The 16,822-nt window shown below is 62.8% G+C and carries 15 protein-coding genes; 5 read left to right on the top strand and 10 right to left on the bottom strand.

The annotated features are described in order from the left end of the window. Window positions 1-35: 35 nt before the first annotated feature. The 4 genes from BPRO_RS20245 to BPRO_RS20230 all read right to left on the bottom strand — a co-directional run bounded on the left by BPRO_RS20245 (window position 36) and on the right by BPRO_RS20230 (window position 4,868). Entirely contained in the window at window positions 36-1,988 is a 1,953-nt protein-coding gene (locus BPRO_RS20245) for a TRAP transporter large permease (protein ID WP_011484936.1), read from the bottom strand. After that, window positions 1,985-2,605 carry a TRAP transporter small permease subunit gene (locus BPRO_RS20240; protein WP_011484935.1) on the bottom strand — a complete coding sequence of 207 codons (621 nt, stop codon included), beginning with the start codon at window positions 2,603-2,605 and terminating at the stop codon, window positions 1,985-1,987. The genes BPRO_RS20245 and BPRO_RS20240 overlap by 4 nt, the downstream gene beginning before the upstream one ends. Window positions 2,606-2,687: 82 nt before the next feature. Further along, entirely contained in the window at window positions 2,688-3,809 is a 1,122-nt protein-coding gene (locus BPRO_RS20235; RefSeq protein ID WP_011484934.1) for a TRAP transporter substrate-binding protein, read from the bottom strand. Between the two features lie 114 nt (window positions 3,810-3,923). Beyond that, entirely contained in the window at window positions 3,924-4,868 is a 945-nt protein-coding gene (locus tag BPRO_RS20230) for a PPK2 family polyphosphate kinase (RefSeq protein WP_011484933.1), read from the bottom strand. A gap of 194 nt (window positions 4,869-5,062) precedes the next feature. Between BPRO_RS20230 and BPRO_RS20225 the strand changes: the two genes are divergently transcribed. Beyond that, window positions 5,063-5,506 (top strand): rhodanese-like domain-containing protein, encoded by a 444-nt coding sequence (locus tag BPRO_RS20225; protein ID WP_011484932.1) that lies wholly within the window; start codon window positions 5,063-5,065, stop codon window positions 5,504-5,506. 272 nt (window positions 5,507-5,778) lie between these two features. Then, window positions 5,779-7,032 carry an alpha-hydroxyketone-type quorum-sensing autoinducer synthase gene (gene cqsA / locus BPRO_RS20220; RefSeq protein WP_011484931.1) on the top strand — a complete coding sequence of 418 codons (1,254 nt, stop codon included), beginning with the start codon at window positions 5,779-5,781 and terminating at the stop codon, window positions 7,030-7,032. 159 nt (window positions 7,033-7,191) lie between these two features. Here cqsA and BPRO_RS20215 read toward each other — a convergent pair whose 3' ends face one another. Beyond that, window positions 7,192-8,178: a response regulator gene (locus BPRO_RS20215; RefSeq protein WP_041388974.1), complete on the bottom strand. Its 987-nt coding sequence runs from the start codon at window positions 8,176-8,178 to the stop codon at window positions 7,192-7,194. Between the two features lie 40 nt (window positions 8,179-8,218). Further along, window positions 8,219-9,523, bottom strand: a complete 1,305-nt coding sequence (locus BPRO_RS20210; protein WP_011484929.1) for a sensor histidine kinase — start codon at window positions 9,521-9,523, stop codon at window positions 8,219-8,221. A 90-nt stretch (window positions 9,524-9,613) separates the two neighbouring features. On the opposite strand from BPRO_RS20210, the gene BPRO_RS20205 reads away from it, so the two are divergent. Both BPRO_RS20205 and BPRO_RS20200 read left to right on the top strand, forming a co-directional pair. Further along, window positions 9,614-10,282 (top strand): helix-turn-helix transcriptional regulator, encoded by a 669-nt coding sequence (locus BPRO_RS20205; protein ID WP_041388973.1) that lies wholly within the window; start codon window positions 9,614-9,616, stop codon window positions 10,280-10,282. 264 nt (window positions 10,283-10,546) lie between these two features. Next, window positions 10,547-11,314 carry a type III pantothenate kinase gene (locus tag BPRO_RS20200; protein ID WP_011484927.1) on the top strand — a complete coding sequence of 256 codons (768 nt, stop codon included), beginning with the start codon at window positions 10,547-10,549 and terminating at the stop codon, window positions 11,312-11,314. 51 nt (window positions 11,315-11,365) lie between these two features. Here the strand turns inward: BPRO_RS20200 and BPRO_RS20195 are convergent, their stop codons facing one another. Beyond that, complete coding sequence (locus BPRO_RS20195; protein ID WP_011484926.1) at window positions 11,366-12,223, bottom strand: HEAT repeat domain-containing protein; 858 nt, start codon at window positions 12,221-12,223, stop codon at window positions 11,366-11,368. 173 nt (window positions 12,224-12,396) lie between these two features. After that, window positions 12,397-14,025 (bottom strand): wax ester/triacylglycerol synthase family O-acyltransferase, encoded by a 1,629-nt coding sequence (locus BPRO_RS20190; protein ID WP_041390088.1) that lies wholly within the window; start codon window positions 14,023-14,025, stop codon window positions 12,397-12,399. A gap of 211 nt (window positions 14,026-14,236) precedes the next feature. Between BPRO_RS20190 and BPRO_RS20185 the strand changes: the two genes are divergently transcribed. Then, window positions 14,237-14,491: an acyl-CoA-binding protein gene (locus BPRO_RS20185; RefSeq protein ID WP_011484924.1), complete on the top strand. Its 255-nt coding sequence runs from the start codon at window positions 14,237-14,239 to the stop codon at window positions 14,489-14,491. Between the two features lie 202 nt (window positions 14,492-14,693). Here BPRO_RS20185 and BPRO_RS28735 read toward each other — a convergent pair. Together BPRO_RS28735 and BPRO_RS20170 are read right to left on the bottom strand one after the other, a co-directional pair. After that, window positions 14,694-15,561, bottom strand: a protein-coding gene (locus BPRO_RS28735) for an IS5 family transposase (RefSeq protein ID WP_086003100.1) whose coding sequence is annotated in 2 segments (ribosomal slippage) — window positions 14,694-15,141 and window positions 15,140-15,561 — 870 coding nt in all. Because the reading frame shifts where the segments join, the coding sequence is not laid out codon by codon here. Window positions 15,562-15,829: 268 nt separating this feature from the next. Next, window positions 15,830-16,804 carry a Bug family tripartite tricarboxylate transporter substrate binding protein gene (locus tag BPRO_RS20170; protein WP_011484923.1) on the bottom strand — a complete coding sequence of 325 codons (975 nt, stop codon included), beginning with the start codon at window positions 16,802-16,804 and terminating at the stop codon, window positions 15,830-15,832. Window positions 16,805-16,822 lie beyond the last annotated feature (18 nt).

Genomic DNA, 16,822 nt, shown 5'->3' with positions numbered 1-16,822 from the left:
GCGCCCCAGGTCTCAAAAACGGCAACGTCAGCTGCTTATTTGTACAGCAGTTGCGGCAGCCACAGTCCGATCTGCGGGAACTGGTACAACAGCACGATGGCCAGAATCTGGATGCCCATGAATGGAATCATCCCTGAAAATATCTGGTTCAGCGTGACATGTTTGGGTGCAACGCCTTTGAGGTAAAACGCGGCCATCGCCACCGGCGGGCTCAGGAAGGCTGTCTGCAGGTTCAGCGCCACCAGCAACCCGAAGAACAGCGGGTCCACGCCAAAATTGTCGAGCAGCGGGATGAAGATGGGCATGAAAATAACGATGATTTCCGTCCACTCCAGCGGCCAGCCCAGAATGAAAATAATCACCTGGCTCATGACCAGGAACTGCGTCTTGCTCAGGTTCATGCCGAGAACCCAGGTCTCCACCAGTTCCTGGCCGCCCAGCAGCGCAAAAGCCGCCGAGAAGATGGCCGAGCCTACAAACAGCCAGCACACCATGGCGGACGTCTTGGCCGTCAGAAACACCGACTCCTTGACCACCGACAGCGTCAGCCGCCTGTACGCTGCCGCCAGCACGAAACCGCCCAGCGCGCCCATCGCCGCTGCCTCGGTCGGCGTGGCCAGTCCCATCACGATGGAGCCCAGTACGGCGATGATGAGGATCATCAGCGGGAAAAACGAGGACAGGAGCATCTTGAAGATCTCGAGCCGCGCAAAGCTCAGGAACAGGTAGAACAGGGTGACCAGGGCGCCGAGGATGGCAAATGTGACCCACCACCAGGTGGGCGCATCACGGGTGCTCGCGCCTGCTGCCGGGGCCTGGTCGGCCGCGGGTGGCTCGGCGATGCTGGCGGCCGCGGGTGCGGGTGCGGGTGCGGGTGCGGCGGGCGCAGCAGCGGTGCCGGGCGGCTCCTGCACGCCGTCCGATGAAGGAGGCTCTTGCAGGCCGCCTTCTGCCGGAGGCTCCTGCAAACCGCCGGTGTCGGTGGCTGAAGATTCGGTCGCGCTGTAGGCGCCTATCTGCTGGATGTCATAGACCGCTTCGGCGTCAACCGTGGTGACCGCCCGGTAACTGGTCAGGAGAACAAGCAGGAAAAGCAGGCCCGGCAGGACCACAATCGTGAGCTGCCGCACAATGTGGCCGAGTGGTACCTCGGCATTGCGCTTGCCCTTCAGCGCGCTGAACAGGCTCGTGAGCGCATGCGTGGCGGTGCTGTCCGTCAACTTCTGCGTCAGCGGGGGCAGCGTGACCACGCGGTCGGCGGCCGACAGCGGAGGCGCCCATTGGGGCTTGAGTTTGGCGATCAGAATGACATAGCCTATGTACAGGCCGGTCAGCATCAGGCCGGGAAAAAACGCACCGGCATACAGTTGCACGACGGAAACGCCCGCCGTGGCGCCATAAACGATCAGCAGCACGGAGGGCGGGATCAGAATGCCCAGGCAGCCGCCCGCTGTGATCGCGCCGGCAGCCAGCGGCACGCTGTAGCCGGCGCGCAGCATGGCGGGCAGCGCCAGCAGCCCCATCAGCGTGACCACTGCGCCCACAATACCGGTCGCGGTGGCGAAAATCGCACAGGTCACCAGGGTTGCCACGGCGAGCGAGCCCGGTATCCTGGCCATGGCCAGATGCAGGCTCTTGAAAAGCTTTTCAATCAGGTTGGCCCGCTCGACCAGATAACCCATGAAGACAAAGAGCGGTATGGCGATCAGCACGTCGTTGGACATGGTCTTGAAAGCCGCCTGGACCATCAGGTCCAGCGTTCTGGTGGTGTCCCTGTCGTAGGCCAGCCAGGTAAAAATCATGCCCATGCCCATCAGCGTGAAAGCCGTAGGAAAACCCAGCATGATGGCCATCACGACCAGCGACAGCATCAGCAGGCCGAGGTGTCCGTTGGTTATTTTCTCTACGCTGAGCAGCAGGCCGATGGCGCCGACTACCACCAGCACCATGAAGGTCAGGCCGAACCAGAGCTCCTTGCGAATTTTCATTTATTGTTCTCCTTGAGCGCCAGATCCCGATCGAGCGCGGCGATGTCGTCGTCTTTCACGTGCACCATTTCCTTGAGTTTTTCCACGTCCACCTCCTCCACGTCGCCTTCCCGCACCGGCCACGCGCCGGTCTGGATGCACAGAATGCAGCGGATGATTTCCACGATGCCCTGCAACAGCAGCGCTAAGCCGGCAAAAGGGATCACAAATTTGAAGGGATAAACCGGGATCGGGTCCGCGTTAAAGGTCTGCTCGCGAATCGCCAGCGACTCGTTGGCATAGGTCCAGCCGGCCCAGGTCAGGGCGACGATACCCGGCAGGAAAAAGACGATGTAAAGCGTCAGGTCGATGATGGCCTGGGTGCGCGGCTTGAGGAAGCCATAGAGCACGTCGCCGCGCACATGGCCATTCTTGCTCAGCGTGTAGGCGCCCGCCATCATGAACAGCAGGCCGTACAGCATGATCTGCGCGTCGAGCACCCACGCATGCGGCCGGCCGAGCACGTAGCGGTTGAACACTTCCCAGCTGATCAGCATCGTCAGCGCCACCACGCTCCAGGCGCAGGTCTTGCCGATCCAGGTGGAAAAACGGTCCACCGCCAGTAAAAACGATTGCATTGCGACTCCTTGCGCCGCCCGAATGGCGGTCCCGAAAAAACAAAGGGCACCCTCAGGTGCCCCTCCGAGGCCACTGCCTCGATCAGGCTTTCTTGCCCCGGCCGAAGTAGTGGTTATAGGCCATCTTGAAATCCACGGTGTAGTCGTTCTGCCACTGGCCCGCGCGCTGCGCAAAGACTTTCTGGGAGTCGAGCACCTTCTTGAAGAGCGCGTTTTCCTTGGCTTTCTTGTCGATGGTTTTGTCCCAGGCGGCCAGCTGGGCGCGCAGGATCGCGTCGGGTGTCTTGTAGAACTTGACGCCGGCTTTCTTGAGTTCGATGTAGTCCTGCGAATTGCGCTCCACAGCCTTCCAGCTCATGTCGGCGCTGGCTGCCTGGACGGCGTAGTCGATGATGGAGCGCAGCTCTTGTGGCAAGGCGTTGTACTTGCCCTTGTTGAACAGGATCTCGAACTGCTCGCCGCTCTGGTGGAAGCTCTGCAGCATGCAGTTTTTCACCACGTCGGGAAAGCCCAGCAGACGGTCGCTCGAGGCGTTGTTGAACTCGGCCGCGTCAATCAGCCCGCGGTCCAGCGCCGGCACGATTTCGCCGCCCGGCAGCGGGTTGACGGCGGTGCCCATCTCGGTGAAGATGTCGACGGCCAGGCCGACGGTGCGGAACTTCAGGCCCTTCATGTCTTCAACCTTGGTCACCGGCTTCTTGAACCAGCCCAGCGGTTGCGTCGGCATCGGGCCGTACAGGTAGGACACCACGTCCATGTTGAGCGACTTGTAGATTTCTTCCAGGATGGCCTTGCCGCCGCCGTAGTTGTGCCAGGCCAGCAGCATGTTGGGGTCCATGCCGTAGGAGGGACCGGAACCCCAGAGCGCCAGCGCCGAGTTTTTGCCGTAGTGGTAGGCCACCACGCCGTGACCGCCATCCAGCGTGCCCTTGTTGACGGCTTCCAGCAGCTGGAATGCAGGCACCACCGCGCCAGCGGGCAGCACTTCGATTTTCAGCTTGCCGCCAGCCATGTCGTTGACCTTCTTGGCAAAGTCGTTGGCGTATTCGTGGAAGATGTCCTTCGAGGGCCAGGTGCTCTGGAAACGCAGCGTGGTGGTGGTTTGCGCGGTCGCCAGCATGGGGGCGGACATGGCGCCGGCACCGGCGGCCATTGCTGCGCCCTTGAGCAGGCTGCGGCGGCGGGGGGTCTTGCTATCGGTCATCAACGTGTCTCCTGTTGTTAAAAACATTACCTACCTAAGGATCATTTGCGATTGACGGGCTGCGCGGAAGAGGGTTTTTACCGACAGTAAGCCTTTGATTGCATCTAATTAGGTTCAAAGTGATTTCCGGTCTGGCGCGGAGCTCGTCAGCTTTCTGTCAACCTTCAGATTTTTCAGCCCCGGGACGGGGGGCGGGTAGCGCAGGTTCAGCTGCTGCAGCCTGCTGCGCACCAGCGTAGCGATCATCAGGTTGCGATGGGTTTTGGAGTCGGCCGGCACCACCGTCCACGGCGCCCAGGGCGTGCTGGTGGCGTTCAGCAGGTCCTGGTAGGCGCGCTGGTACAGCTTCCATTGCTTGCGTGCTTCCAGGTCGCCCATGCTGAACTTCCAGTGTTTGGTGGGGTCGTCAATGCGCTCCTGCAGCCGCCGGCCCTGCTCCTCAAAGCTGATGTGCAGCATGAATTTCAGGATCACGGTACCGTTCTCGCTGAGCATGCGCTCGAAGTCGTTGATGTGCTGGTAGCGCTGCGCAGTCTGCGCCGGCGTGATCCAGCGATTGACCACGGGCACCAGCACATCCTCGTAATGGCTGCGGTTGAACAGCATAATCTCGCCGGCACCGGGCGCCATCTGGTGAATGCGCCGCAGGTAGTCGTGTGCGCGCTCGTCCTCGGTGGGGGCTTTCCAGGAGGTGGTGTGCACGCCCAGCGGGCTGATGCGGCCGAACACGCCTCTGAGCGTGCCGTCCTTGCCGGAGGTGTCGGTGCCCTGCAGGATCACCAGCAGCTTGTGGCGCCTGTCCGCATAGAACAGGTTCTGCAGTTCATCGAGCTCCACGGCCAGCGCTTCAACCGCTTCCTTGTCGCGCTGCTTGTCCCCGCTGGAAAAAGGCTGGGCCGCCGGGTCGAAGTGAGCCATGGCGCGGCCTTTTGCCCGCCTTGCGTTCTTGCCGCCAGATGTCGTGCCTGCCAGCGGGGGCTGCCATGGGGCCGTGAGCTGGGCCAGGGACTGGGGAGCAACGCGGGCGCTAACGCGGGAGCGGGGGCGGGTGGTGGGCATCATGGTCTCCGGTGGGCTTCGGGATGAGCCTGATTCTGCATCGCAAGCGGCGTTCATGCCGCACGGGACGATGCTTTTCACCCCGCCACCCTCGCGGTCTGCGCGGGGCGAATAAACTTGGTTTGAATCCCGCTGAGCCCAGTCCCGTTTGGGCGGGCCGTGCGGGAACCGACATCAAACACAGGAGTTGCGTCATGACTACCGTTGCCTCATCGAATGCTGCCACGTCCACCGGGGTGCGGCCCGTGTCGGGTTATGCCGGCGACATTCCGGTACAGCTTGCCTATCAATGGATGCAGTCCGGCGAAGCCGTGCTGGTGGATGTACGTACCGACGCCGAGCGCGAATGGGTGGGCTACGTGCCGGGCGCCGTCGCACTGGCCTGGAAGCAGTGGCCAGGCATGGCCATGAACCCGCACTTCGACGAAGGCCTGAAAAACGCGGTGCCGGCCGGCAAGAAAGCCGTGCTGCTGTGCCGCAGCGGGGTGCGCTCCATTGCGGCCGCAAAACGCGCCACCGAACTGGGCATAGAGGCCTACAACATCCTGGAAGGCTTTGAAGGTGATGCCGATGAGCAGGCGCAACGGGGCCGCAAGGGCGGCTGGCGTTTTCGGGGCTTGCCCTGGCGGCAAAACTGAGAGGGCGTGCCGGACGGGCGCGTTGCGAAGAATGTGAAGGAGCGTGAAGGAGTGCACAAAAGGTGCCTGGAAAGCGTGGCGCAAGCACAACTTTTTGTGACACAAATTGCAGGAGTAAGGTCTTGGTCTCTGTTCGACTGTAGGTCGATAGTTAACAAAAAATCGGCTGAACGGTCAGTCTGGGGCCGCACCCTGTCAGTTCTGACAGGGTAGAGGGCGTATCAATTTGTGATAGCGCTTTCAATGGGGTTTCTTTACCAAGGAGCGACCCCATGCAAGTTCTTGAACGCAAGCCAGACCTTTCCCCCAAGATCTATCGTGAACCACCGCTGCTGCCGGGCCTGCGCGAGCGTCTGGACAAGCAGTTCATGCCGCACTGGAACACTCAGTGGGGCGGCAAGTGCATTCTGCACGGACGCAACCCGGGACCCGACTCCATTCGGCTCGATGGCAACGATTACCTCAACATCTCCGGGCATCCCGAGATCGTCAGCGCACAGATTGCCACTTTGCGCCGCGACAATGACAGCGTGATCCAGTCGGGCGCCTTCCTGCTCGATGCGCATCCTTCCCGCCGGCTCGAGGCCTCCATGGCCGCGTGGATTGGCAAGGAGGATGGCTTCATCTGCCAGTCCGGCTATGCCGCCAACGTCGGTTTGCTGCAGGCCATTGCCGACGAGAAGACGCCGGTGTATCTCGACACCCTGGCCCATACCTCGCTCTGGGAGGGTGTGCGTGCCGCGCGTGCGCCGGCCCATCCGTTTCGTCACAACGACCCGGCCCACCTCTCACGCATGATTGCCCGCAACGGGCCTGGCGTGGTGGTGGTGGATTCTGTGTACAGCACCACCGGCGCCCTGTGCCCGCTGGTGGAGATGGTGGAGGTGGCCGAGCAGCACGGCTGCACCATCCTGGTTGATGAGTCGCATTCGCTGGGCACCCATGGCCCGCAGGGGGCCGGCCTGTGCGCCGAGCTCGGGCTGGTAGACCGCGTGCATTTCATCACCGCCAGCCTGGCCAAGGCCTTTGCGGGGCGGGCCGGCTTCTTCACGGTGCCGGCCGAGTTGCGCTACTACGTGCTGCACCACAGCTATCCCAATATCTTCAGCTCCTGCCTGCTGCCCCATGAAATCGCTGGACTGGCGGCCACGCTGGATGTCATTCGCGCCAGCGACGAGGCGCGTGAGCGCTTGCATATCAACACGCAGCGCCTGCGTGCCAGCCTGTCGGACATGGGTTACCCGATTCACCAGGGCAGCCAGCAGATCATTTCGCTGGAGGCCGGGACCGAGCCGGACACCATGGTGCTGCGCGACCGGCTCGAGGAGCGCCAGCTGTTCGGTGCCATCTTCTGTGCGCCGGCCACCAGCCGCAACCGCGCCATGGTCAGGCTGACGCTCAATGCCGGCCTGACAGCCTCGGAGCTGGACCGGATCGAGAAGGTAGCGCGGGAAGTGGCGCCGCTCGTCAAACCCTGGGACTGGCCGATTGCGCGGCGTGCGCGCGCCGGCCAGGCTGAAATCTAGTACTCCGACCCAGAAATATCGAAACATGAAAGCGCGCCTTCGAACCCATGCCGTCGTTGCAAATCCTCGCCATAGCTACGGCTATGTCTGCGGTTTGCGCCTAGGCCTGGGCCCGAATCCATCGCTTTCATTGTGTTCCGATACCTCTGTGTCAAAGTACTAGTCCTGCAGTTTTCTCTCGCCCCGGGTCGCTATGAAGCGCTCATGGCTGTTCATGAACCCCGGGCTGAGGGCCTCGTCGACCGAAAAAAGAGCGGCGTACAGGAGGGGCGGCTCGGAAGCGATGGCAAATGCCTGGCGGGGCTGGGGTGGCTGGCTGGCGCCCAGCGCCAGTTGCAACTCGAGGTCAATGAGTTTTTTTCCGGTCCGGATGTCCTGGACAGTCGGCGCATCCCAGCCCTGGGATTCAGCCATTTCCGCGAGTTCCGGCAGGTTTTCGGCCGGCTCCAGCTGCAGCCAGCTCACGTGGCCTTTGGCGTCCAGCGCAAGTACGCCAAAAGGCGCGCCGATCACGACGTGTTCCACCCAGCCCTGCCTGAGCACCAGGCTTTCCAGCTCCTGGGCGATGGACGGGGTGCACAGCAGCGCGTGCTGCTCGCGCGTCAGGGTGGCGCGCCAGGTCTGCTGGTGCCGTGGATCGGGAAGGCGGCGCAGGCCCTGGATGGCGTCGGTCAGGCGCTGGCGGATGCCGGGGGCCTGTTTGGGGATGAACTGCTCGATCAGCCCGCGATTGAATGCCGATACGGCCAGTTGCTCGTCCGCCCGGCCGGTGAGCAGCACGCGTGCGCCCGACCAGCCGGTCAGCTCGCTCAAAACGCGCAGTCCGCTCATGGCCGGCATGGAATAGTCCACCACGCATACCCGGGTGAAGGCAAAGCGTGCCGTGCCGTCCTCACGCCAGTACTGCAGGATTTGTGGAAGCAGTGCGGCGCCCTCGCGCCAGCGGTTGATGATTTCCTGCTGGCGCCATGCGTCCGCTTCCCACAGGGGGGGCTCCTGCATCAGCGTGTCGATGCAGCCCACCGGCCGCAGGAACAGTTGCACGTGCCAGTCAGGGGGCATGACCTCCGCCAGCATTTCGAGGTAGTCCGGATCATCATCCAGAAAGACAACGCCGCCCGGGCGGCGATAGAGTGCAAAGGTCATGGTTGTCGGGTTTCTTGGTGTTGTCAAATTCAGCCCTGTATCAGCTGCCTGCCAGCGGTAAGTCAATGGTAAAAATCGCGCCGACGGCAAACTCTGATTTCACCTGAATCCTGCCGCCTGCACTTTGCACCACCTGTTGGCAAAAAGCCAGTCCAAGGCCATGGCCGGTGCCGCGGTTGCTGGAGAAAAAAGGCTTGAATATCTTCGCCTGCAAGGCGGGGTCAATGCCCATGCCATCGTCGGCCACCACGATACGGCCGCGGTTGCGCGCCACGCCGACCTCGATGCGCAGCGCGCCAAGGGGGTATTTGGAGTCGGCCGCCATCAGGGAGTGCAGCGCATTCTTGATCATGTTGTCGAGCACCTGGGAAAACTGCGTGAAGGAAGCGCGGAATACGAAGTCGGTGCGTATCAGTACCTGCACGCATTCCCGCTGGCGTGTGGACTGAAAGGGGTAGTTGCTGGTGACCTCGTTGACCAGCTTGCTGGCCAGAATGCGCTGGTCGTAGCGTGGCAGCTGCAGCAGCTTGGCGTTGGCGATCTGGGTGTCGATCTGGTGGTTCATGTGACGCACCAGGCCATGCAGGCGCACGGCCAGTTTTTCGAATTGCTGGGCTCTTGGGAGATCTGGCTGGCGCTCGATCTCCAGCTGGATCGCGTCCCCGATCAGCGCCGCTGTCGAAAGCGGCGTGCGCAGCTCATGCGCCATGATGCCAATGGTGGTCAGTGTGTGGGCCAGATGTTCACGTCGCAGGTTGGCCGACGACAGCCCGAGCAATATGGCGCAGCCCCAGCTGAAGGCGATCACCACGGCATCAACGGCGCCGAGGTTGGCGAGGTTGGCGAGGCCGGCGAGGGGAACGCTCTGGTGGGGCAGCCAGTTGAGCAGGCCCCAGGCCACCAGCGCGCCGCTGACGGTTCCCGCCGTCGCGATTCGCCAGTCGGTCAGGTGGTAATAAATCAGAATCATCGCGCACATGCTCGACAGCCAGGCCGCGCCGCCGGCATTGTTGAGGTACATCCAGCTGAAGAAGAAGGGAAGTTCAATCCAGGTGATCACCGGAACGATCACGCGCGTGACCGGACTGGAAAGATCGCTGATCACCGGCGGGAGCATCAGGACCCCGCCCAGCGCGCTCATCAAACCGCGCAGCCAGGGACTCTCGTAGGGCTGGACCAGCCAGCTGGACCAGATCCAGCCAAACAGCGGGTTGCCGAGCAGCAGTGACAGGCCGATCAGGCGCAGCCGCCACGGCGATGGGTGCAGAATCGGCTCCAGGGGCGAGGGCACCCCGTGCGCAATAAGATGCCGGGAAAGCCATGGCGGGACGCGAGCTTTTCTCAAGAGCAGAAGATCTCCGGCGAAACTTGCGGGCTGACCAGGAATGCGTTTGGCATTTGCCTGTATTGTCCCTGTTTTGTTTTAGGCGAGCGAATGCAACTACCTGCTAACTTTGACAGTGTCAGCCTGGACGGTGTGATCAGCGACTGGCTGTGTGCCCTGCGCGAGTTTTCGGTGGAAGCCCTGATGGTGCTGGGCCCGGATCCCTTTGGCGGCCAGGAGGACCGGCTGGTACTGGCCTTGCACCCGCCGCGCCTGCTGGATGCGGCCGAGGCGCTGGCGGAGAGCCGGGACTTCGGCGCCCCATGGCGTGATTCGGATGCCCCGCTCGTGGCCTGGCAGGATATTTCAAGGTCCGCCTTCGAAAACCTGGGCCGCTGGCGCAGGCTCTGGCTGGGCCACGGCTACCAGAGCGTCGTGCGCATCGCGTTTCCGCTGACCGTGGGGCGCGCCTTCGAATGCTATCTTTTCAGCCCGCGCCAGTGGCATGACCGCAGCGAGGCGGCGCTGCTGGCCTGGTCGGCACTCAATATCTGGCCCTTGCTCAAGCGCGTCCTGGCCGAAGCGCGCAGCCCGCTGAGCCCGCGCGAGCTGGAATGCCTGAGCCTGGCTTTTCAGGGCAGGACGGCGCGCGAAAGCGGCGACATCCTCGTTTGCAGCGAGCGCACCGTGAACTTTCACCTCTCCAATGCCATGGCCAAGCTCAAGGTCGACAACAAGCTGGCGGCCATTCAGCGCGCCTGCTGGTTTGGCCTGATCTGAGAGGCTGAGAATCTTTTGTTCATACCCGCTTATCACGCCAAAACGCACCCACTCGTTGTTGCAAATGCGCGCCATAGCCCGAGCTATGGCTGTGCTTTGCGCCTCGATTGGGCACGTTTTGACGCGCTACTCGGGCACGACCAAAAAACTCTCAGCCTCTGAGCCTGGCGCCGCCGCGGGCGCATGCCTCCGAGGCTGACTACTGGTAAACCCTTTGATCCACAGGCGGCCGGGGTGTGGCAAATCTGTTCATAATCCAGCCAAATGACCTTTCTTGCGCTTGACGTGGGCAACACCCGCCTGAAATGGGCCCAGTACGAGGCCCCTGCCGTCGGCGCCAGACTGCTGGCGCATGGCGCCGTGTTTCTGGAAAACATCGACAGGCTCGCCGAGGAGGAGTGGAGCGAGATGTCGCCGCCGACCCGGATTCTCGGCTGCATCGTGGCCGGCGACGCGATCAAACGCCGCGTGACGGAGCAGATGGAACTGTGGGATGTGGTGCCGCGCTGGGTGGTGTCGAGCCCGCAGGAGGCCGGCCTGACCAACGGTTACGAGCATCCGGCGCGGCTGGGCGCTGACCGCTGGGTGGCCATGATCGGTGCGCGCCATCGTCTGCTGGCCCGCGGCATCAGCAAGCCCTGCATCGTGGTCATGGTCGGCACGGCCGTGACGGTCGAAGCCATAGACGCCTCCGGCAAATTTCTCGGTGGCATCATCCTGCCCGGCCACGGCATCATGCTGCGCGCGCTCGAATCCGGCACGGCCGGCCTGCATGTGCCGACCGGCGAGGTCCGCGACTTTCCCACCAACACCAGTGACGCGCTGACCAGTGGGGGAACCTTTGCGATTGCCGGCGCCGTGCAGCGCATGGTGGAAAACATCACCCGCCATTGCGGCGAGCCACCCGAGTGCATCATGACCGGCGGCGCGGGCTGGAAGATGGCGCCCAGCATGTCCGTCAAGTACGAACTGGTGGACAGCCTGATTTTTGATGGCTTGCTGGAAATCGCCTCGCGCCGCTTTGCGCCTTGAGGCGGCAGCCGACAGGGCAGCCTGCCGTGGAGCTACCCGGCAAACAAGCGCTTATTTTTCGCTTTCCATGCGTACCAGCAAATTCACCACATCGCGCTTTTGAAACTCAGTCAGTTTGCTGTCACCGAGGATGTTTTCCAGCTCGGGTTTGGCAGGCCGGACCGCCGCTATGGGCATCAGGTTCAGGGCCCCTGCTGCCTGGTACACGTTGTCTCTTGTCTTCAGGTAGTCAATCAGGGCTGGAGTCGCGGTTTCGGCACGGCTACCCAACAGGCGCAGTGAGTTTGCGGCGGCTGAACGGTTGAACTTTTCGGTGTCGCTCAACGCCTTCCCCAGGGTCGCAGCGGCTTTGTCGGGGACTGAAGCGCCAGCATAGGCGAGCCCGATGATAGCCATCAAGCGGGTAGTCGGCGCGGAATCTGTTGCGGCGGCCTGAAGTTCAGGCACCACCGCCGATGAGCGGATTTTCCCTAGCTTTGCGAGTTGCGCCAGCTTCCCAAACCCGCTCTCGGCCCTGTATCTGGCGATCGCGTTGTTCGTGGTGGCTTGGCTGTCGTCTTCCTGAACCGTCATTTCGAACAGTATCCAGGCGAGGTCGTATTGATTTTTCTCGCTCTTGGCCAGCAATTCCGCAATTCTGGGCGCAAGAGGATACGCCTTGGGTCCGAGTTGGCGCAACTGGGTACGGGTGCCCATGAAGTCAATGAGAGAGCTGGATGCCAGCGCCGAATTTGCCGATGTGGACAGACCTGGCAACTGCGTGGGGCGCTCTCGCTTCTCAATCTGCTGGTAAATATGTTCTAGTAGTGGAGGACTGGCAGGTTCCACGGCAGCAGGGGCCTGGCTCCATGCCGGCAAGGCCAAAACTGCAGCAAGAAAGACACTGGAGCAGCAGACGAGACGGCGCATACTTTTTCTCTCTCCTTTGGTATGAATGCAAATCTAATGTAAAGGCGTTGCGGCAAGGTGTCATCCATCAAATGCATGAAGCGACGCATGCGGTTCGCAAAACAGCAACAGTGCTGCAAGAGAGCCCGGGAGCCTTGACGCCGGAATCGCCCTCACCAAATCCGTCTTGGGGACTACTCGCCCCAGGGCAGCATCAGCGTCACGATGGACAGCTTGGCAAACTCGGGCACAAACTCATCAATGATGCGCTGCGGCTCCGGGCACAGCAGGCTGTCGGTGATCACGCCAAACTGCACACCGCCGCCGTAGCTGAGGATGGACACACCCAGCCCCACGTCGCCCGACTGCGGCACCCAGAACATGCTTTGCTCCAGCGTGGCGCCGCAGAACCTGAGCTTTTCGCGCGGGCCCGGCACGTTGGTCATCACGGCCGTCGTTTTTTTGGCAAACAGGTTGAGCATCATGTCCTGCGCCGGCTTGATCAGCAGGCCCGCCACGGCCAGCAGGCTGAAGGCCAGCAGCGGCTGGTAGCTGCCCTTCAGGGCCGCCATGCGGCGGCGCACCTCGTACACGCGCTCGACCGGGTTCTCCATGCCGATGGGCAGCAGCAGCGGCACCAGGCCAAAGCGGTTGCCGAGCTTGTGGGCATGCTCCAGGGGGCGCAGGTTCACCGGCACCATGGCGCGGATTTCCTGGCCCGCCACATCGTCGCCACAGGTCTTGAGGTATTCGCCGATCGCCCCGGCCACACAGCTGAGGAGCACATCGTTGATGGAGCAGCTGAGCGCCTTGCCGACGGCCTTGACCTCGTCCAGCGGTATCGGCTGGCACCAAGCGACCTTCTTGGCGCCGCCGGGCTTGCCCTTGAGCCGGGTTTTGGCATCGTCCGGCATCAGGGCCAGCGCGGCCGAGTCCGAGACCAACTGGAGCAGCACCCTGGCCATGTCGAGCGAGCCGCTCACGCCTTTTTCCAGGCCCTGCGCCATGCCCATTTTCGGATTGCCCAGCAGGCCCAGCGAGCGCGCTGCGCCTTCGCCCACCGCGCCCAGCGCCTTGACGGTGATGTCGGTGAACGGCTTGAGCAGGGTGTCGGTGATCCAGTCTTCCGCGCTGCCGGTGCCGGCAGCCTTCTGGCGGCGCTCGGGCGGCGGTGCGCCGCCGTCGACCAGTGACATCGTCACCGAGATCAGCGCAATGCCGTCACCAATGCAGTGGTGTATGCGCACAATCATGGCGCTGCCCTTCACGCCATCCGCACCGGTGTAGTCCTCGATCAGGTGGATCTGCCAGAGCGGGTGCTTGCGGTCCAGTGGCTGGGCCGCGAGCTCGGCCACGCGGTCCTGCAGCGCTTCCTGTTGGTGGCCCTGCGCGGTCCTGGTGGCTGGCGGCAGCTTTTCCAGCACCACATGCCGGGCGAGGTCAAAGTTGCGGGCGTTCACCCAGGTGGCGCCCGCCGCATCCTCGACCACGCGCTGCCGGAAGCGGTCGTACCTGAGCAGGCTGCCCTCGATGCGCTCGCACACCGCGGCGTACGTGACGCCCGGCGCCAGCTGCCACACGCCGACAATCATCATCAGGTTGGCGGCGCTGTCCATGCGCAGCCAGGCGGTGTCGACCTTGCTCATGCGCTCGCCCGACAGGCCCAGCGTGCCGGAGACGGCCCGCCTGATATTGGCCTGAAGGTTTTTCTGAACGCTGCCAGCGCCTCCCTGAACGTCTTCCCGGGCGCTGCCCTGAACCTTTTTTTCAACGTTCTGGGTGGCTTTCCTGCCAGCAGCCTGGGCGGTAACGCGTGTGACCATGAACTTTTCCAAATGAATAAATCAAGCGGGGCTACCAATTTTCCGCCGGGCCGCCCCAAGGAAAATTAGCCCCCTCGGGGGGCAGCGCATTACACGAAGTGAAAAGCGTGGGGGCAATCCCCTATTTTGCAGGCAAGCGGGTGGCTAAGATACCGGGCAGTTACCCCAAGCATCATCATTGGTGCACCACTTCTAAAAACGGAGCGCACGCATGTCAGATCTGAAAGCCGCCTTTGAGAAGGCCATGGCCGATTCGAAAAACCTCAGCGAACGTCCCGACAACGCCACACTGCTGAAAATCTACGCCCTCTACAAGCAGGGCAGCACGGGCGACAACACCGAGAAGAAGCCCGGCTTCGGCGACATGGTGGCCCGCGCCAAGTGGGACGCGTGGAACAGCCTCAAGGGCACCTCACAGGATGACGCGATGCAGCAGTACATCGACCTGATTGCCGAGCTGGGCTGAGCCCAATACGGTTCAGTGAGCACGCCGCGCGCAGTGCCGATCATCTCCTTCCCCCGCTGGGGGGAAGGCCGGGATGGGGGCTCACGGCGTGGGCGTCGGGCCACCGCGCTTATCTGGCCACCGCTGGCCCTCACCCCAACCCTCCCCCGGAGGGGGAGGGAGTTTTGCGGGTCCTTAACTGAACCATGCTGGAGCTAAGAACCTATCCGTAAATTATGTTTACCTTGAGCGTCACTTTACGGAACGCGATGATGGCCGCGGCTATGTGGTTCAGCGCGACGAAGCTGCGTTCGAGCTTCTCGTATCGCACCAGCAGCTTGCGAAAGCGGTTGAACCAGCTGTGGCAGACCTCGACCACCCAGCGCCGAGCCTTCCTGGTCGGGTCGCGCCGCTTGGCATCGGCCTCCTTGGCGCGATCAACGACGTGAGGAATATAGCCATGCGATTCGATGATCTCCAACGCGCGCCGGCCTCGGTAACCGGCATCGGCGCACAGGTGCTTGCTGCGCCGCGTGCTGGGCGTCTTGCGCTTGACCATGATGGCCTGCAGCACAGCATCGAGTTGCGTCACGTCATGCTCATTGGCCCCGGTCACGACGAGCGACAACGGGACGCCACGGCCGTCCACCAGCAGGTGGCGCTTGCTCCCCTTTTTTCCCCCGATCGGTCGGGTTGCGTCCGACCGCCTCTTGCGCCAAGGGCGCCTTGAACATGGCCCCATCGATGCTCTGCCATCGCCAAGCGATGCCTTCCATCTGGTCGTACTCGGCAAGCCCGGCTTTCCAGATGGCCTCGAACACGCCCGCGGCCTCCCACTCCAGGAAGCGCTTGTGGACCGCGCTGGCACTGCCAAAGCGTTCCTTGGGCAGCGCCTTCCATTGGCAGCCCGTGCGCAAAACATATACGACTGCCTCGAACACCTGTCGTGCTGGCTTGGGTGGCCGCCCCGCTCCCGCCTTGCGCAGGTACGCCTTGTCCGCGCTGCGCTCGCGCACCGGAATCAACGGCTCAACACGCTGCCAGAATTCATCGGTCACCACCCACGATTCGACTCGCTTGCGTGTCGCCATACATTCGCCCCGACGCCGTGTGAAGTACGGCTCAGGACGAGAGTGTACTATTTACGGATAACTTCTAAGCCCTTGACCACGCGCCAGGAGTCGCCCTGACAAGCGTGGCTTGAGCCAAGCCGCTACCGCGCAGCGAGGGGCCGCCCCGAGCAAGCGTGGAGGCTCTCCACCCCAGCAGGGGCCGCGGGACTGGCTTCGCCAGACCGCAGGCGCAGCGCCCCCTCGGGGGGCAGCGCATTACACGCAGTGAAAAGCGTGGGGGCCTTATCTAGTCAGCCTTGATATTGGCCACTTTGACGATGCGTCCCCACATCTTGCGTTCGTTGCTACCCAGCGCATCCAGTTCCGCGCCATTCATGGCGATCGCCTTTGCGCCCTGTTCCTCGGCGCGTTTCCTGAAGTTGTCCGATTCGACCACCTGCCGGATGGCCAGGGAGAGGCGATTCTGAAGGTCCGCAGACAGACCCGTCGGGCCGTAGACCGCAAACCAGGAAGACGCCACCAGCGGCACTCTCATTTCGGTCGCGGTCTGCACATTGGGCAGTGCGGCCAGTCGCGTGCGACCGGTCACCATCAGCGCTTTCAGCTTGCCGGCACGGATGTGTGGCAGCAGTGGCGGCGGCGTGGTGATGGTGCAGTCCACCGTGCCGGCCAGCAGGTCGTTCAGTGCCGGGCCCGTGCCGCGGTAAGGGATGTGCACCATGAAGGTTTTGGTCAGGTCCTTCAGCAGCTCGGTCGTGACATGCTGCAGTGATCCGTTGCCGCTGGACGCGTAGTTGACCTTGCCGGGATTGGCTTTGACGTGTTTGAGAAAATCCGCGAAGTTGTCGGCCGGGAAATTAGCGCGTACCACCATCAATTGTGGCGCGTCGATTAGATGGCCCAGCGGCTTGAGGTTGGTGGCCGGGTCAAAGCCGGCCACCGGCTGGATCAGCGGTGTGATGCACTGGTAACCTGAATACTGCACCAGCAGGCTGGTACCGTCGGCCGGTCCGCGCGCGACGGTCTGGCCGGCAATGTTGCCGTTGCCGCCGCCCCGGTTGTCCACGACGACCGAGGTCTGCAAAATCCGCCCCAGCGGTTCGGCCAGCATGCGCGCCGCGATGTCCGTGGTGCCGCCGGCCGCCGCGGGAACGATCAGGGTGACCGGCTTGCCTGCGAGCTGCGCGCGCACCGGGTTCAGCCATGAGGCAGCGGCAAGGCCGGCAACGGTTACAAGGGTTCTGCGGGAAATGAAAGTCATTTTGTCTCCTGGAATGGT

Source organism: Polaromonas sp. JS666 (genome assembly GCF_000013865.1).
Taxonomy (GTDB): Bacteria; Pseudomonadota; Gammaproteobacteria; order Burkholderiales; family Burkholderiaceae_C; genus Polaromonas.
Note: the sequence above shows the minus strand (reverse complement) of the source record. Positions and strands in the feature narration are given on the sequence as shown.

Excerpts from the sequence above, each read along its gene's own strand:
- BPRO_RS20240 (WP_011484935.1), bottom strand. The coding sequence starts at position 2,605 with ATGCAATCGTTTTTACTGGCGGTGGACCGTTTTTCCACCTGGATCGGC.
- BPRO_RS20215 (WP_041388974.1), bottom strand. The coding sequence starts at position 8,178 with ATGACCTTTGCACTCTATCGCCGCCCGGGCGGCGTTGTCTTTCTGGAT.
- BPRO_RS20225 (WP_011484932.1), top strand. The coding sequence starts at position 5,063 with ATGACTACCGTTGCCTCATCGAATGCTGCCACGTCCACCGGGGTGCGG.
- BPRO_RS20190 (WP_041390088.1), bottom strand. The coding sequence starts at position 14,025 with ATGGTCACACGCGTTACCGCCCAGGCTGCTGGCAGGAAAGCCACCCAG.
- BPRO_RS20245 (WP_011484936.1), bottom strand. The coding sequence starts at position 1,988 with ATGAAAATTCGCAAGGAGCTCTGGTTCGGCCTGACCTTCATGGTGCTG.
- BPRO_RS20195 (WP_011484926.1), bottom strand. The coding sequence starts at position 12,223 with ATGCGCCGTCTCGTCTGCTGCTCCAGTGTCTTTCTTGCTGCAGTTTTG.
- BPRO_RS20230 (WP_011484933.1), bottom strand. The coding sequence starts at position 4,868 with ATGCCCACCACCCGCCCCCGCTCCCGCGTTAGCGCCCGCGTTGCTCCC.
- BPRO_RS20205 (WP_041388973.1), top strand. The coding sequence starts at position 9,614 with ATGCAACTACCTGCTAACTTTGACAGTGTCAGCCTGGACGGTGTGATC.
- BPRO_RS20170 (WP_011484923.1), bottom strand. The coding sequence starts at position 16,804 with ATGACTTTCATTTCCCGCAGAACCCTTGTAACCGTTGCCGGCCTTGCC.
- BPRO_RS20235 (WP_011484934.1), bottom strand. The coding sequence starts at position 3,809 with ATGACCGATAGCAAGACCCCCCGCCGCCGCAGCCTGCTCAAGGGCGCA.
- BPRO_RS20185 (WP_011484924.1), top strand. The coding sequence starts at position 14,237 with ATGTCAGATCTGAAAGCCGCCTTTGAGAAGGCCATGGCCGATTCGAAA.
- cqsA (WP_011484931.1), top strand. The coding sequence starts at position 5,779 with ATGCAAGTTCTTGAACGCAAGCCAGACCTTTCCCCCAAGATCTATCGT.
- BPRO_RS20200 (WP_011484927.1), top strand. The coding sequence starts at position 10,547 with ATGACCTTTCTTGCGCTTGACGTGGGCAACACCCGCCTGAAATGGGCC.